Raw genomic sequence first — 13,029 nt, 5'->3', positions numbered from 1 at the left:
GGGGGGGGGGCGTCACTCGGCTTGCCCGCGGGCTGGTCGTGCCTTAGCCGGGGGGGGGGCGGGGGGCAACCTTGGGGGGGGGGGCGCCCCCTCCGCGCGCGTGCGCCGCGTGCGCGGCACAATGCAAGACGTGAACGCCGACAGCCAGAGCGCACAGCAGACCGGGCCGTCCGCCGCCCTGCCGGGACGGCTGGCCGTCCCCGCCGGGATCCTCACGGCCGTCGTCGGGGCCTTCGCCTACGTGGGCGCCGTCGACCCCAACGAGCCCGGCCACTACCCGGTGTGCCCCCTGCTGGCCTACGCCGGCGTGTACTGCCCCGGCTGCGGCGGCCTGCGCAGCGCGCACGCCTTCGTCCACGGGGACCTCCTCACCGCGCTCCACGACAACGCGATGGCCGTGGTCGCCTACGTGGGCTTCGCGGCGCTGTGGACGCTGTGGGTGGTCAGAACGGTGCGCGGACGGCCGTCGCGCATCGATCTCGGGCCGGTGCACCTCTGGAGTCTGGGGGCCGTATTGATGATCTTCACCGTTGTCCGGAACCTGCCGTTCGGCGGCTGGCTGCATCCTTGATCGCCCGGCGAACGTCCAGGTAGTGGGACCGCCGTCCGCCGGATGTGAGGCGTGCCGCTTCCTCCGGATACCATCGCAGTGACCATGGGTTTTCGATCGTTCGGAAGGGGGCCGCTCGCGTGAGTGTGCTCGACGAGATCATCGACGGAGTCCGTGCCGACCTCGCGGAGCGGCAGGCGCGCGTCAGCCTCGACGAGCTCAAGGAGCGCGCGGCGAAGGCACCCGCAGCCAAGGACGGCGTGGCCGCGCTGCGCGGCGACGGCGTCAAGGTGATCTGCGAGGTCAAGCGCTCCAGCCCGTCCAAGGGCGCGCTGGCCGCGATCGCCGATCCGGCCGGGCTCGCCGCGGACTACGAGGCAGGCGGCGCCGCCGTCATCTCGGTCCTGACCGAGCAGCGCCGTTTCGGCGGCTCGCTCGCGGACCTGGAGGCGGTCCGCGCCCGCGTGGACATCCCGGTCCTGCGCAAGGACTTCATCGTCACGTCGTACCAGCTCTGGGAGGCCCGCGCGCACGGCGCCGACCTCGCGCTGCTGATCGTCGCGGCCCTCGACCAGCCGGCCCTCGAGTCGCTGATCGAGCGCGCCGTCTCCATCGGCCTCACCCCCCTCGTCGAAGTGCACGACGAGGAGGAGGTCGACCGTGCGGTGGACGCCGGTGCCAAGGTGATCGGCGTCAACGCGCGCAACCTGAAGACGCTGGAGGTCGACCGCGGCACCTTCGAGCGGGTCGCGCCGGAGATCCCCGACAGCATCGTCAAGGTCGCCGAGTCAGGCGTGCGCGGTCCGCACGACCTGATCGCCTACGCCAACGCGGGCGCAGACGCGGTCCTGGTCGGAGAGTCCCTCGTGACCGGGCGTGACCCGAAGGCCGCGGTGGCCGACCTGGTCGCGGCGGGTGAGCACCCCGCGCTGCGGCACGGGCGGGGCTGAACCCCCGGTAGGCTGACCCCGATGACGCTTCCGCCCTCCACGACGCTCCGGGACCCGTACGCCCGCCTCGCGCGCGGCTGCCGGCCCCGTGGCTGCCGTGCGCCCGCACGCCGGGTGCACGGGCGCCGGGTGCGGTACGTCATCGGGGACGAACCGGGACAGGTGAACGGCATGCGATGGCAGCAGCCGGCCTACAGGGGCGCGGGTAACTGCGCGACGCCCGGCCACGACGGGCCCGCGGTCGACTGACCAACCCTGCCCCCACGGCGATTGGTGTCCATCCACAGCTCACCGTGAGGTTTCCGCATGCCCAGCGAGTTCTTCATCCCCGACCCGGAGGGTCAAGTTCCCAGCGCCGAGGGTTACTTCGGGGCGTTCGGCGGCAAGTTCATCCCGGAGGCGCTCGTCGCCGCCGTGGACGAGGTCGCCGTCGAGTACGACAAGGCGAAGGCCGATCCCGAGTTCGCCCGTGAACTCGACGACCTGCTCGTCAACTACACCGGCCGTCCCAGCGCCCTCACCGAGGTGCCGCGGTTCGCCGAACACGCCGGTGGGGCCCGGGTGTTCCTCAAGCGCGAGGACCTCAACCACACCGGATCCCACAAGATCAACAACGTGCTCGGCCAGGCCCTGCTCACCAGGCGGATGGGCAAGACCCGAGTGATCGCGGAGACGGGCGCCGGCCAGCACGGCGTCGCCACCGCCACCGCGTGCGCGCTGTTCGGCCTCGAGTGCACCATCTACATGGGCGAGATCGACACCCGGCGGCAGGCCCTCAACGTGGCCCGCATGCGCATGCTGGGCGCCGAGGTCGTCGCCGTGAAGTCCGGCAGCCGCACCCTGAAGGACGCCATCAACGAGGCCTTCCGGGACTGGGTCGCCAACGTCGACCGCACCCACTACCTCTTCGGCACCGTCGCCGGTCCGCACCCCTTCCCGGCCATGGTCCGGGACTTCCACCGGGTGATCGGTGTGGAGGCCCGCCGCCAGCTCCTGGAGCGCGCCGGACGCCTGCCCGACGCGGCCGTCGCCTGCGTCGGCGGTGGCTCCAACGCCATCGGCCTCTTCCACGCCTTCATCCCGGACAGCTCCGTGCGCCTCATCGGCTGCGAGCCCGCGGGACACGGCGTCGAGACCGGCGAGCACGCGGCCACCCTCACCGCCGGCGAGCCCGGCATCCTGCACGGCTCCCGGTCGTACGTCCTGCAGGACGAGGAGGGCCAGATCACCGAGCCGTACTCGATCTCGGCCGGCCTGGACTACCCGGGCATCGGGCCCGAGCACGCCTACCTCAAGGACAGCGGCCGCGGCGAGTACCGCGCGGTCACCGACGACGCCGCCATGCAGGCCCTGCGCCTGCTGTCGCGCACCGAGGGGATCATCCCGGCCATCGAGAGCGCCCACGCCCTCGCCGGTGCCCTGGAGGTCGGCAAGGAACTGGGCAAGGACGGGCTGATCGTGGTCAACCTGTCCGGCCGCGGCGACAAGGACATGGACACGGCCGCCCGCTACTTCGGCCTGTACGACACCGATGCCGAGGTCGCCGCGAACGCCGCCGACACCGCCGAGATCGAGGGGGACGCCAAGTGAGCGGGAACGTGCAACTGCTGACGGACACCCTCGCGGCCGCCAAGGCCGAGGGACGGTCCGCGCTCATCGCCTACCTCCCGGCCGGGTTCCCGACCGTGGACGGCGGCATCGCGGCGATCAAGGCCGTGTTCGACGGCGGCGCCGACGTGGTCGAGGTGGGGCTGCCGCACAGCGACCCCGTCCTCGACGGTCCGGTCATCCAGACCGCCGACGACATCGCCCTGCGCGGCGGTGTGAAGATCGCCGACGTCATGCGCACGGTCCGGGAGGCCCACACGGCCACCGGGAAGCCGGTGCTCGTGATGACGTACTGGAACCCCGTCGACCGCTACGGCGTCGAGCGCTTCACCGCCGAGCTGGCGGACGCGGGCGGAGCAGGCTGCATCCTGCCCGACCTGCCCGTCCAGGAGTCGGCGCTGTGGCGCGAGCACGCCGAGAAGCACGGGCTCGCGACGGTCTTCGTGGTCGCCCCCAGCAGCAGGGACGCGCGGCTCGCCGAGATCACCGCGGCGGGCAGCGGCTTCGTCTACGCCGCCTCGCTGATGGGCGTCACCGGCACCCGTGAGTCGGTCGGCGCGCAGGCGCAGGACCTGGTGCGGCGCACCCGCGCCACCGGCACCGGCCTGCCCGTCTGCGTCGGGCTCGGCGTGTCCGACCGCAGCCAGGCCGCCGAGGTCGCCGGATTCGCCGACGGGGTGATCGTCGGCTCGGCCTTCGTCAAGCGGATGCTGGACGCGCCGGACGACGCGGCCGGTGTCGAGGCGGTGCGCGAGCTGGCCGGGGAACTCGCCAAGGGTGTGCGCGGCGACGCGTAGCGGTCAGGCGTAACGGGAGATTTCGGTCACCCGAACGGGTGGACCTGGGACCGGGGAGGCACGCTGCGCCTCCCCGGTTCGTTCTGGGGGTGTGAGCGAGAAGAACCGTGACGGAAAGCGCACCGCCCGGGAGCGGATGGCGGTCGAGCGCGAGAAACAGAAGGCCGCGGAGAAGCGACGTCGTGCGCTGATCGTGGGCGCGAGCGTCGTCTGCGTCCTGGGACTCGCGGCGGTGATCGGCGTGATCGCCGCCAACGCCGGCAAGAGCGGCAAGAGTGCGGGTCCGGTGGCGGCGCCCTCGGGCGCGCAGGGCAAGGACAGCCTCGCGATCCCGGTCGGCAAGGGCGGGGCCAAGACCACGATCACGGTGTGGGAGGACTTCCGCTGCCCGGCCTGCAAGGCCTTCGAGGCGGCCTACAGCCCGACGGTCCACGAGCTCACCGACGCCGGCAAGCTCAGGGTGGACTACCACCTGGTCAGACTCATCGACGGCAACCTCGGCGGCACCGGTTCCCTCCGCGCGGCCAACGCGGCGGCCTGTGCCCAGGACGCCGGCAAGTTCCGTGACTACCACGACGTCCTCTACGCGAACCAGCCGAACGAGACGGACGACGCCTTCGCGGACAACGCCAAGCTGATCGAGCTGGCGGGCAAGGTCCCGGGCCTCGACACGCCGGCCTTCCGCGCCTGCGTCAACGACGGCAGGCACGACAGCTGGGTCGACAAGTCCCACGCGGCGTTCAAGGCCGGCAATTTCGGCGGCACGCCGACCGTGCTGCTGAACGGCAAGAACATCTACCAGGACAGGACGATGACCCCGGCGAAGCTCAAGCAGCTGGTGGAGGCGGCAAACCAGGGGTAAGTGTTTCTCACACCCCCGTTATGGACCCGTAGCCGGGCTGCCTGCCGCGTGCCGGGCCCGGCACGGTAGCGTCGTTCTTGCCATGGAACTTGCCTACATTCCCAGCCCGTCGCGCTCGGTCCTGCACCTCGGCCCGATTCCGCTGCGCGGCTACGCGTTCTGCATCATCATCGGTGTCTTCGTCGCCGTCTGGCTCGGCAACAGGCGCTGGATCGCCCGCGGCGGCCGGGCCGGCACGGTGGCCGACATCGCCGTCTGGGCCGTGCCCTTCGGCCTGGTCGGCGGCCGGCTCTACCACGTGATCACGGACTACGAGCTGTACTTCAGCGAGGGCCGCGACTGGGTGGACGCCTTCAAGGTGTGGGAGGGCGGTCTCGGCATCTGGGGCGCGATCGCGCTCGGTGCCGTGGGCGCGTGGATCGGCTGCCGGCGCCGGGGCATCCCCCTGCCCGCCTACGCCGACGCCATCGCCCCCGGCATCGCCTTCGCCCAGGCCATCGGCCGCTGGGGCAACTGGTTCAACCAGGAGCTGTACGGGCGCGAGACGCACCTGCCGTGGGCGCTGCACATCACCTCCTCCGAGGGCGGCCGGGTGCCGGGCTACTACCACCCGACGTTCCTCTACGAGTCCCTGTGGTGCGTCGGCGTCGGCTTCCTGGTGATCTGGGCCGACCGCCGCTTCAGGATGGGCCACGGCCGGGCCTTCGCCCTGTACGTCGCCGCGTACTGCGTGGGCCGCGGCTGGATCGAGTACATGCGCGTCGACGACGCCCACCACATCCTGGGCCTGCGCCTCAACGACTGGACCGCGATCATCGTGTTCCTGCTCGCGGTGCTCTACATCGTGGTGTCGTCGAAGAAGCGGCCCGGTCGGGAAGCGGTCGTCGAACCGGCCGCCGTCGACGGCGCCGCCGCCGCGGGTGAGGCCGGTACCGGGGCGGAGAGCGCCGGTGAGGCCGAGGCCGAGGAGGCCGCGGACCCGAGCGAGCACAAGGCCACGGACAAGACCACGGACAAGGCCGTGGACAAGGCCGTGGACAAGGCCGTGGACGGAGCCGACGCCGAGACCGGGTCGGAGTCCGAGGGGGCCGAGCCCGCCGTGGCGAAGGACGAGCCGGAGTCGGCCACCAAGAAGGGCTGACCTGGGCAACGAGCTGTACGACGACGAGGGCGTCCGGAGCGGTCCGGGCGCCCTCGCCGCGTGCCGGCGCGGGGCGCCGTCAGCTCCGGCGGGCCAGGGACAGCGTCCGCTGTGCCGCCGCCACCACCGCTGCGTCCACGAATCTGCCGTCCGGCAGCGCCAGGGCGCCCTGCTCCTCCGTCGCCGCCTTGACGATCGTCTCGGCCTGTTCGAGCTCCTGTTCCGTGGGGAGATAGGCCCGCTCGATGATCGGGAGCTGCCGGGGGTGGATGGCGGCGCGCCCCAGGAACCCCAGCGAGCGGCCGTGTGCGCAGGACGCGGCCAGGCCCTCCAGATCGCGGATGTCGGGGTGGACCGATTGCGGCGGCGGGGCGAGCCCGGCCGCCCGGGCCGCGACCACGACCCGGGAGCGGCACCAGTCCAGGCCCGCGTCGTCCCGTACCCCGAGGTCCGCCCGGAGATCCGCCTCGCCGAGCGAGACGCCCCGCAGGGCCGAATGGGCGGAGGCGATCGCGTAGGCGTGCTCGATGCCCAGCGCCGATTCGAGGAGGGCGTACAGGCAGCGCCCGGTGTCCTCGGCGACCCGCACCACCTCCTCGGGGGAGGTGACCTTCGGCAGACGCAGCCCGGACACACCCGGAAGCGCGGCCACCGCCCGGAGATCGGCCTCGGCCCACGGGGCCTCCAGGGCGTTGACGCGGACGTGGACCCGGACCGGCGGGGGTTCGCACAGGAGGTCGGCCGTCGCCGCGCGGGCGTACGCCTTGCGCTCGGGGGCGACCGCGTCCTCCAGGTCGATCACGACGACGTCCGCGCCGCAGGCCAGCGCCTTGGCCACGATGTGCGGACGGTCGCCGGGGACGTACAGCCAGGTGAGCGGGAAGGGGGTCACAGGGCGCCCTCCGCGCGCAGCGAGCCGAGCTCCGCCGGGGTCAGGCCCAGCTCGGTCAGGACGGCCTCCGTGTCCGCGCCGTGCGGCCGGCCCGCCCAGCGGATCGCGCCGGGTGTGGCGGAGAGCCGGAAGAGGACGTTCTGCATGCGCAGGAGACCCAGCTCCGGGTCCTCGACGGCGGTGATGGTGTCCAGGGCCTGGTACTGCGGGTCCCGCATCACGTCCCGGACGTCCTGGATCGGCGCCACGGCCGCCTCCGCCTTCTCGAAGGCCGCCAGGACCTCGTCGCGCGAGCGGGCGGCGATCCAGGTGCCGACCGCCTCGTCGAGGACGTCGGCGTGCGCGGCCCGGTCGGCGCCCGTGGCGAACCACGGCTCGGCGACCAGCTCCGGGCGGCCGACCAGGTGCATGACGCGCTCGGCGATCGACTGCGCGGACGTGGAGACCGCGACCCAGGCGCCGTCAGCCGTGCGATAGGTGTTGCGCGGGGCGTTGTTCTGGGAGCGGTTGCCGGTGCGCGGCTGCACGTGTCCCAGCTGGTCGTACCAGACGGGCTGCGGGCCGAGCACGGTCAGGATCGGCTCGATGATCGCCATGTCGACGACCTGGCCCTCGCCGGTGCGCTCACGGGCCGCGAGCGCCGTCATCACCGCGTACGCCGTGGCCAGCGCCGCGATGGAGTCGGCGAGGCCGAAGGGCGGGAGGACCGGCGGCGCGTCCGGCTCACCGGTGATCGCGGCGAAGCCGCTCATCGCCTCGGCCAGGGTCCCGAAGCCGGGACGATGGGCGTACGGGCCGAACTGGCCGAAGGCGGTGACCCGGGTGAGGATCAGCCGCGGGTTGACGGCGGACAGCTCCGCCCAGCCCAGGTCCCACTTCTCCAGGGTGCCGGGGCGGAAGTTCTCGACGACGACGTCGGCGGTGGCGGCCAGGCGCAGCAGGGTGGCCCGGCCGCCGCGCTTGGACAGGTCGAGGGTGATGGTGCGCTTGTTGCGGCCGAGCAGCTTCCACCACAGGCCGACGCCGTGTTTCGCGGGACCGTGGCCCCGGGAGGGGTCGGGCTTGGCCGGATGCTCCACCTTGATCACATCGGCGCCGAAGTCGCCGAGCAGGGTGGCGGCGAGCGGACCGGCGAAGAGGGTGGCCAGATCGAGGACGCGCAGGCCGCTGAGGGGCTGTGTGGTGGTCATGCGGTGTACTGCGCCTCGATCTCGGGGCGGTACGGCATCGACGCCGAAGCCCCCTCCCGCTGTACGGCGACGGCGGCGGCCGCGGCGGCCCACTTCAGCGCCTCCCGGATCGGCCGCTCCTCGCCGAGCGCCACCGCGAGGGCGCCGGCGAACGTATCGCCCGCGCCCGTCGAGTCCACGGCGGTCACCCGGGGTGCGGGGACCACGAGCGGTTCGGCTCCCCGGGTCATGTACAGGCTGCCCACCGCGCCCAGGGTGACGACCACCTCCGGCACCCGGTCCAGCAGGGCGGCCGCCGCCTCGCGCGGGTCGGGGCGCCCGGTGAGGGCGGTCGCCTCGTGCTCGTTGGGCACCAGCAGGTCGGTGGCGGCGAGGAGTTCGGGTGGCAGCGGCTGGGCCGGCGAGGGGGTGAGGATCGTACGGACACCGTGCCGGCGGGCCGCCTCGGCGCCCGCGAGCACCGCCTTCAGCGGGATCTCCAGTTGCAGCAGCAGCGCGTCGGCGGAGGAGATCACGGCCTCGTCGCCGGGGCAGAGGTGGTCCACGGTGCCGTTCGCGCCCGGGACCACGACGATCGAGTTGCCCCCCTCGTCGTCCACCACGATGTGCGCCGTGCCGGACGAGCCCTCCATGGTGCGCAGGGAATCGGTGTCCACCCCGGAGTGCTCCAGTGCGTCGCGCAGCCGGGTGCCGAAGGTGTCGTTGCCGACCGCGCCGATCATCGAGACGGTGGCGCCGGCGCGGGCGGCGGCGATCGCCTGGTTGGCGCCCTTGCCACCGGGGATCGTGCGGAACTCCCGCCCCGTGACGGTCTCTCCGAGCTGCGGGGCCTTCTCGACGTACGCGACGAGGTCCATGTTCAAGCTGCCGAGTACGGCGATATGGGTCATGGGCGGGTCGCCTCCAGGCGGGTGAGGTGGGCGAGGGTGTCGAAGCCGGTGCCGTCGAAGTCGGCGACGGAGGTGGCGAGCCGGTTCTTCAGGGGGGCCGTCCAGCGGTCGGGGAGAGCGGCGGGGGCGCCGGCGAGGAGACCGGCGATGCTTCCCGCCGTGGCCCCGTTGGAGTCGGTGTCCCAGCCGCCCGACACCGCACGGCAGACGGAGCCGGTGAAGTCGCCGTCGGCGTGGGTGAGGGCGGCGGCGATCAGCGCGGTGTTCGGCACGGCGTGCACCCAGTGGTGGGTGGGGGAGTGGGCGGCGTGGAGTTCGTCCACGACCGTGTCGAAGTCCTCGCGGGACCGGGCGAGCCGGACGGCGTGGTCGACCGCCGCGGCCAGCCGGGAACGCTCCGGGACGACCGCGCGGCCGGCGCGCAGGCAGGCGTGGACGTCATGGGTGCCGGTGGCGGCGGTGGCGATGGCGGCCGCGGTGAACATCGCCGCGTAGACGCCGTTGGCGGTGTGGGTGAGGCAGGCGTCGCGGTGGGCCTGCTCGGCGGCCGCCGCCGGGTCTCCCGGGTTCGTCCAGCCGTGGACGTCCGCGCGGATCAGGGCGCCGATCCATTCGCGGAAGGGGTTGCGGTGGCGGGCGGTGTACGGGGGTTCGACGCCACTGAGGAGGTTGCGGTAGGCGATGCGTTCGGCGGTGAACGTGCGGCCGGCCGGGAGCTCGTCGAGCCAGAGCCGGGCCACGTCCCGGGTGGTGAAGGTCCTGCCGTGGCGGCGGAGCAGGAGGAGGTTGAGAAGGGGGTAGTTGAGGTCGTCGTCCTCGGGCATGCCGTCGATGTTCTCGGCGAGCGAGGTGGCGGCCGAGCGGCGGTTCCAGGGGTGGGCGCGAAGGAGTTCGCCGGGGACGCCCCGGGCGGTGAACCAGGTGTTCAGAGGCCAGTTGCCGGTGGCCCTGGCGAGCCGGCGGATGCCGTCGAGGGGGAGCTTCTCGACCGGCTTGCCGAGGAGGCAGCCCACGGCACGGCCGAGCCAGGCCGCTTCGAGGGCGAGCGGGGAGGGAGCCCGTACGGGGGCGGCGGCGCCCGCCTCCCCGGCGGGACGGCCGGCCACGGTCCGGGCCGGCCAGTCCGGGCAGCGGGCCTTGATCCTCTCCAGACCGGTCGGTTCCTCGTCCGCCAACCTGCTGGGCAGGTCGGCGAGTTCGTCCAGCAGATCCTCCGCGAGCTGCCGCAGGTACCGCGACGCCCGCCCCGCCGAGGCCCCCGCCCGCTCCGGAGCCTCCTCGCCGCCCGCCGCCCTCCACCGAGCCGCGACCGCCGAGGGCTCGCGGCCGTCCTGACGGGCCTGGCGCAGTTCGTGGCCGAGCAGGTCCTCCGGCTGGACCCACGTCAGTCGGAGCATCCCGCGCCCCCGAGCTCGGTGAACGCCCGCTCGTGCGCGCGCCGCCGCCGTACGTCCCGCTCGAAGACCTCCCGGGCCACCTCGGCGAGCGTCCGCGCCGGCGCCCACAGATCCAGGCGGCTCGCCTCGGCGACCGTCTTCGACCAGTCGTCCGGGACCGGTGAGCCCAGTGCCCCGGCCAGGGCACCCGCCATCGTCGCGATCGAGTCGCAGTCGCGGCCGTAGTTGACGGCGCCGAGCACGGCCTGCCGGTAGTCGCCTCCGGAGACGAGCAACATGCCCAGGGCGACGGGGAGTTCCTCGATCGAGTGCAGACGGGACGGGCGCCGGGCCGCCAGGGAGGGGGAGCGGTAGTCGGGGCCGACCGTGTCGTAGGGGGCCACCGCCTCCCGGAGCGGGGCCAGCGCCGACTCGAAGTCCCGGCACGCGCGCGCCGCTTCGCAGACCCGCGCGATCGCCTCGTGGGTGCCGTCCTTCGCCAGCGACAGGCAGGCAGCCACCACCGACTCCGGCGTCGCCCCCGGTGTGCACGCCGCCGCGACCCCCGCCGCGAACACCCCGGCCGCCTCACGGCCGTACGACGACTGGTGGGCGCCCGCGACGTCCAGCGCCTCGGCGTACGCGGCCGCGGGGTCCGCCGCGTTGACCAGGCCGACGGGGGCCATGTACATCGCCGCGCCGCAGTTGACGATGTTCCCGGTGCCGGCCTCGCGGGGGTCCACATGACCGTAGGCCAGCCTTGCCACCAGCCACTTCTCCGCGAGGAAGACGCGCTGGAGCGGGAGCGCCTCGGCCTCCAGCTCCGGAATCCAGCGCGGGTTGGTCATCAGGTCCGGGACCAGGTGGTCGGCGATCGCGTACGCGTCGAGGTGGTCGCGGACCCGCGCGTACACCCGGACCAGCGCGTGCGTCATCAGGGTGTCGTCGGTGACGTGCCCGTCGCCCTTGTGGTACGGGGCGATGGGGCGGGCGGTGCGCCAGGCGTCGCCGTTCCAGGGGCCGACGACGCCGGTGACGCGGCCGCCGTGGCGTTCGAGGATCTGGTCGGGGGAGTAGCCCTCGACGGGGCCGCCGAGGGCGTCACCGACGGCGCCCCCGACGACTGCTCCGGTGATTCGTTCGTCCAGACCGGGCCCGCTGTTTTCTTCTCCTTTGGGCGTCATGCCCCGAATCATCCTCCTGGTCGGGCCGGTTGTGTGGCTTCCAGGAGTTCGGCGAGTTCCACGAGGTCGGTGCCGGTCAGCCGGGGGAGCGTGCAGCCGGGCAGGGTGCGGCAGGCGTCCCGCCAGGCGGGCGGGATCGACTCGCCGCCGCCGAGGGCGCCGGTCAGCGCGCCGGCCAGGGCGGGCGCCGAGTCGGCGACCCGGGAGAGGCAGGCCGCGGCGGGGACGGCCTCGGCGATCCGGCCGTTCGCGGCCGTGGCCAGGGCGAGGGCGACCGGGACCGTCTCGGCGGCGGCGATTCCATAGCTGTAGACATGGTCGACGATCTGGTGTTCGAGGAGCGGGATGAGGGCGAAGGCGGTGTCCGTTTCCCGCGCGAGGGTCAGTGCCTGCCGGGCGTTGCGGCCGATCTCCGTCTCCTCCGGCAGCTCGCCGAGCGCGGCCGTCACACACGCCTCCGGCTCCGCCCCGGCGAGTGCCAGCGCGAGGGCCGCCGCCATCGCCCGGGCGCCGTGCACGCCGTCGCCGTCCTGGGTGTAGCGGGCGTCGAACTCGGCCAGGTCGGCGGCGAGCCGGGGGTCGCCCGGGTGGGCCACCGCCAGGACGCAGGCGCGTACGCAGGCCGCGTCGTCGAAGTAGTGCGGGTTGTCGTGGCCGGTGGCCGGCGGGCGCAGGCCGGTGACGAGGTTGCCGAGCCCCGCGCGCACCGAGATACGGGCGCGCAGGGGCAGTACCGCGGACTCGATCTCGGGGGCCCGGTCGGCGGCCGCCGCCACCTCGGAGGCGACGGCGCTCCAGGTGAGATCGATGGCGGCCCGGGTCCGGCGCTCCCGGCTCAGGTCCCCGAGCACGCTGTCGTCCCCGGCCCGCAGTACCGCCTCGGCCGCGAACACCGCCCACTCGGCGTCGTCGGACGGGCCGAGGCGCAGCGGTTCGGGGGGCTGGTTGAGCGCGATGGGGACGGGCAGGGTGGTGGTCGCGTTCTGCTCGGCGAAGGTGTCCAGCTCGCGCGTCAGGCGCCGGGTCCACTCGGGCATCCGCGCGGCCCGGTGCCGGGCGGCGGGCCAGCCGGCGGCGTCGCCCGCGGCCAGTCCCAGCAGCAGGCCCTCGACACGGCGGGTCATGACAGGACCTCGTTGGTGCCGGCCCCCAGGGCGCTCCGCTGCCCGGGCCCCCCGACCTCGGTCCACCCGGCGCCCGGCCGGTCCGGTGGGTCAGCCGGCGGGAGGGCCGTCCTCGTGCCGTCGGGTACGAGGCCGGCGAGGTCCCGCACCACTCCGGGCAGGTAGTCCGGTACGACCACGTCGGCCCCCCACTTGCCGCCCTCGCCCGGCAGCAGCAGCTCCGCCAGGTCGAGCACATGGTGGCCCGCCATGGAGGGCAGGCAGCTGCCCCTGGCCGGGCCGATCGCCGCGGCCCACTCGGCCGGTACGGCGGACACGCCCCGGGTCGCGCCGGCCAGGGCGCCCGCGACCGCGGCCGTGGTGTCGGCGTCGCGGCCCATGTTCACCGCGGTCAGGACGGCCTCCTTGAAGTCGCCGTCGGCCGCCGCGTACGCCCCGAAGGCCAGGGCCACCGCCTCGGGAGCC

The 13,029-nt window shown here is 73.8% G+C and carries 14 protein-coding genes; 7 read left to right on the top strand and 7 right to left on the bottom strand.

Annotated elements, in window-relative coordinates:
- Positions 1 to 121: 121 nt before the first annotated feature.
- The 7 genes from ACFW2E_RS26955 to lgt all read left to right on the top strand — a co-directional run bounded on the left by ACFW2E_RS26955 (position 122) and on the right by lgt (position 5,908).
- Positions 122 to 571: a DUF2752 domain-containing protein gene (locus tag ACFW2E_RS26955; protein ID WP_384469655.1), complete on the top strand. Its 450-nt coding sequence runs from the start codon at positions 122 to 124 to the stop codon at positions 569 to 571.
- Between the two features lie 119 nt (positions 572 to 690).
- Complete coding sequence (trpC, locus tag ACFW2E_RS26950) at positions 691 to 1,500, top strand: indole-3-glycerol phosphate synthase TrpC (protein ID WP_384469654.1); 810 nt, start codon at positions 691 to 693, stop codon at positions 1,498 to 1,500.
- Between the two features lie 21 nt (positions 1,501 to 1,521).
- Entirely contained in the window at positions 1,522 to 1,749 is a 228-nt protein-coding gene (gene trpM, locus ACFW2E_RS26945; RefSeq protein ID WP_384469653.1) for a tryptophan biosynthesis modulator TrpM, read from the top strand.
- A gap of 57 nt (positions 1,750 to 1,806) precedes the next feature.
- On the top strand, positions 1,807 to 3,090 hold the full coding sequence (gene trpB, locus ACFW2E_RS26940) for a tryptophan synthase subunit beta (protein ID WP_384469652.1): 1,284 nt from the start codon (positions 1,807 to 1,809) through the stop codon (positions 3,088 to 3,090).
- Positions 3,087 to 3,905, top strand: coding sequence for a tryptophan synthase subunit alpha (gene trpA / locus ACFW2E_RS26935; RefSeq protein ID WP_384469651.1), 819 nt, complete (start codon positions 3,087 to 3,089; stop codon positions 3,903 to 3,905). The genes trpB and trpA overlap by 4 nt, the downstream gene beginning before the upstream one ends.
- 91 nt (positions 3,906 to 3,996) lie before the next feature.
- A complete protein-coding gene (locus ACFW2E_RS26930) occupies positions 3,997 to 4,767 on the top strand; it encodes a DsbA family protein (RefSeq protein WP_384469650.1) in 771 nt (256 codons plus the stop codon).
- 82 nt (positions 4,768 to 4,849) lie between these two features.
- On the top strand, positions 4,850 to 5,908 hold the full coding sequence (gene lgt, locus ACFW2E_RS26925; RefSeq protein WP_384469649.1) for a prolipoprotein diacylglyceryl transferase: 1,059 nt from the start codon (positions 4,850 to 4,852) through the stop codon (positions 5,906 to 5,908).
- Positions 5,909 to 5,987: 79 nt separating this feature from the next.
- Here the strand turns inward: lgt and ACFW2E_RS26920 are convergent, their stop codons facing one another.
- The 7 genes from ACFW2E_RS26920 to ACFW2E_RS26890 all read right to left on the bottom strand — a co-directional run.
- Positions 5,988 to 6,800, bottom strand: a complete 813-nt coding sequence (locus tag ACFW2E_RS26920) for an HpcH/HpaI aldolase/citrate lyase family protein (RefSeq protein WP_384469648.1) — start codon at positions 6,798 to 6,800, stop codon at positions 5,988 to 5,990.
- Positions 6,797 to 7,990 (bottom strand): CaiB/BaiF CoA transferase family protein, encoded by a 1,194-nt coding sequence (locus ACFW2E_RS26915; RefSeq protein WP_384469647.1) that lies wholly within the window; start codon positions 7,988 to 7,990, stop codon positions 6,797 to 6,799. The genes ACFW2E_RS26920 and ACFW2E_RS26915 overlap by 4 nt, the downstream gene beginning before the upstream one ends.
- Positions 7,987 to 8,880, bottom strand: a complete 894-nt coding sequence (gene rbsK, locus ACFW2E_RS26910) for a ribokinase (RefSeq protein ID WP_384469646.1) — start codon at positions 8,878 to 8,880, stop codon at positions 7,987 to 7,989. Before rbsK ends, ACFW2E_RS26915 begins: the two co-directional genes overlap by 4 nt.
- Positions 8,877 to 10,277: an ADP-ribosylglycohydrolase family protein gene (locus ACFW2E_RS26905; protein ID WP_384469645.1), complete on the bottom strand. Its 1,401-nt coding sequence runs from the start codon at positions 10,275 to 10,277 to the stop codon at positions 8,877 to 8,879. The genes rbsK and ACFW2E_RS26905 overlap by 4 nt, the downstream gene beginning before the upstream one ends.
- The gene (locus ACFW2E_RS26900; protein WP_384469644.1) at positions 10,265 to 11,440 is read right to left on the bottom strand and encodes an ADP-ribosylglycohydrolase family protein; all 1,176 of its coding nucleotides are present in this window, start codon (positions 11,438 to 11,440) and stop codon (positions 10,265 to 10,267) included. The genes ACFW2E_RS26905 and ACFW2E_RS26900 overlap by 13 nt, the downstream gene beginning before the upstream one ends.
- 8 nt (positions 11,441 to 11,448) lie before the next feature.
- Entirely contained in the window at positions 11,449 to 12,564 is a 1,116-nt protein-coding gene (locus ACFW2E_RS26895) for an ADP-ribosylglycohydrolase family protein (RefSeq protein ID WP_384469643.1), read from the bottom strand.
- Positions 12,561 to 13,029: ADP-ribosylglycohydrolase family protein (locus ACFW2E_RS26890; RefSeq protein ID WP_384469642.1), on the bottom strand; the 469-nt coding region annotated here is incomplete at its 5' end. The genes ACFW2E_RS26895 and ACFW2E_RS26890, both read right to left, overlap by 4 nt.

The sequence above is a fragment of the Streptomyces sp. NPDC058964 genome (assembly GCF_042741275.1).
Taxonomy (GTDB): Bacteria; Actinomycetota; Actinomycetes; order Streptomycetales; family Streptomycetaceae; genus Streptomyces.
The sequence above is the reverse complement of the archived record's forward strand: the minus strand, read 5'-3'. Positions and strand labels throughout refer to the sequence as shown.

Bases quoted from the DNA above. Each gene is read 5' to 3' on its own strand.
- rbsK (WP_384469646.1), bottom strand. From the start codon at position 8,880: ATGACCCATATCGCCGTACTCGGCAGCTTGAACATGGACCTCGTCGCG.
- ACFW2E_RS26905 (WP_384469645.1), bottom strand. From the start codon at position 10,277: ATGCTCCGACTGACGTGGGTCCAGCCGGAGGACCTGCTCGGCCACGAA.
- ACFW2E_RS26955 (WP_384469655.1), top strand. From the start codon at position 122: ATGCAAGACGTGAACGCCGACAGCCAGAGCGCACAGCAGACCGGGCCG.
- ACFW2E_RS26895 (WP_384469643.1), bottom strand. From the start codon at position 12,564: ATGACCCGCCGTGTCGAGGGCCTGCTGCTGGGACTGGCCGCGGGCGAC.
- trpB (WP_384469652.1), top strand. From the start codon at position 1,807: ATGCCCAGCGAGTTCTTCATCCCCGACCCGGAGGGTCAAGTTCCCAGC.
- lgt (WP_384469649.1), top strand. From the start codon at position 4,850: ATGGAACTTGCCTACATTCCCAGCCCGTCGCGCTCGGTCCTGCACCTC.
- ACFW2E_RS26915 (WP_384469647.1), bottom strand. From the start codon at position 7,990: ATGACCACCACACAGCCCCTCAGCGGCCTGCGCGTCCTCGATCTGGCC.
- ACFW2E_RS26900 (WP_384469644.1), bottom strand. From the start codon at position 11,440: ATGACGCCCAAAGGAGAAGAAAACAGCGGGCCCGGTCTGGACGAACGA.
- trpM (WP_384469653.1), top strand. From the start codon at position 1,522: ATGACGCTTCCGCCCTCCACGACGCTCCGGGACCCGTACGCCCGCCTC.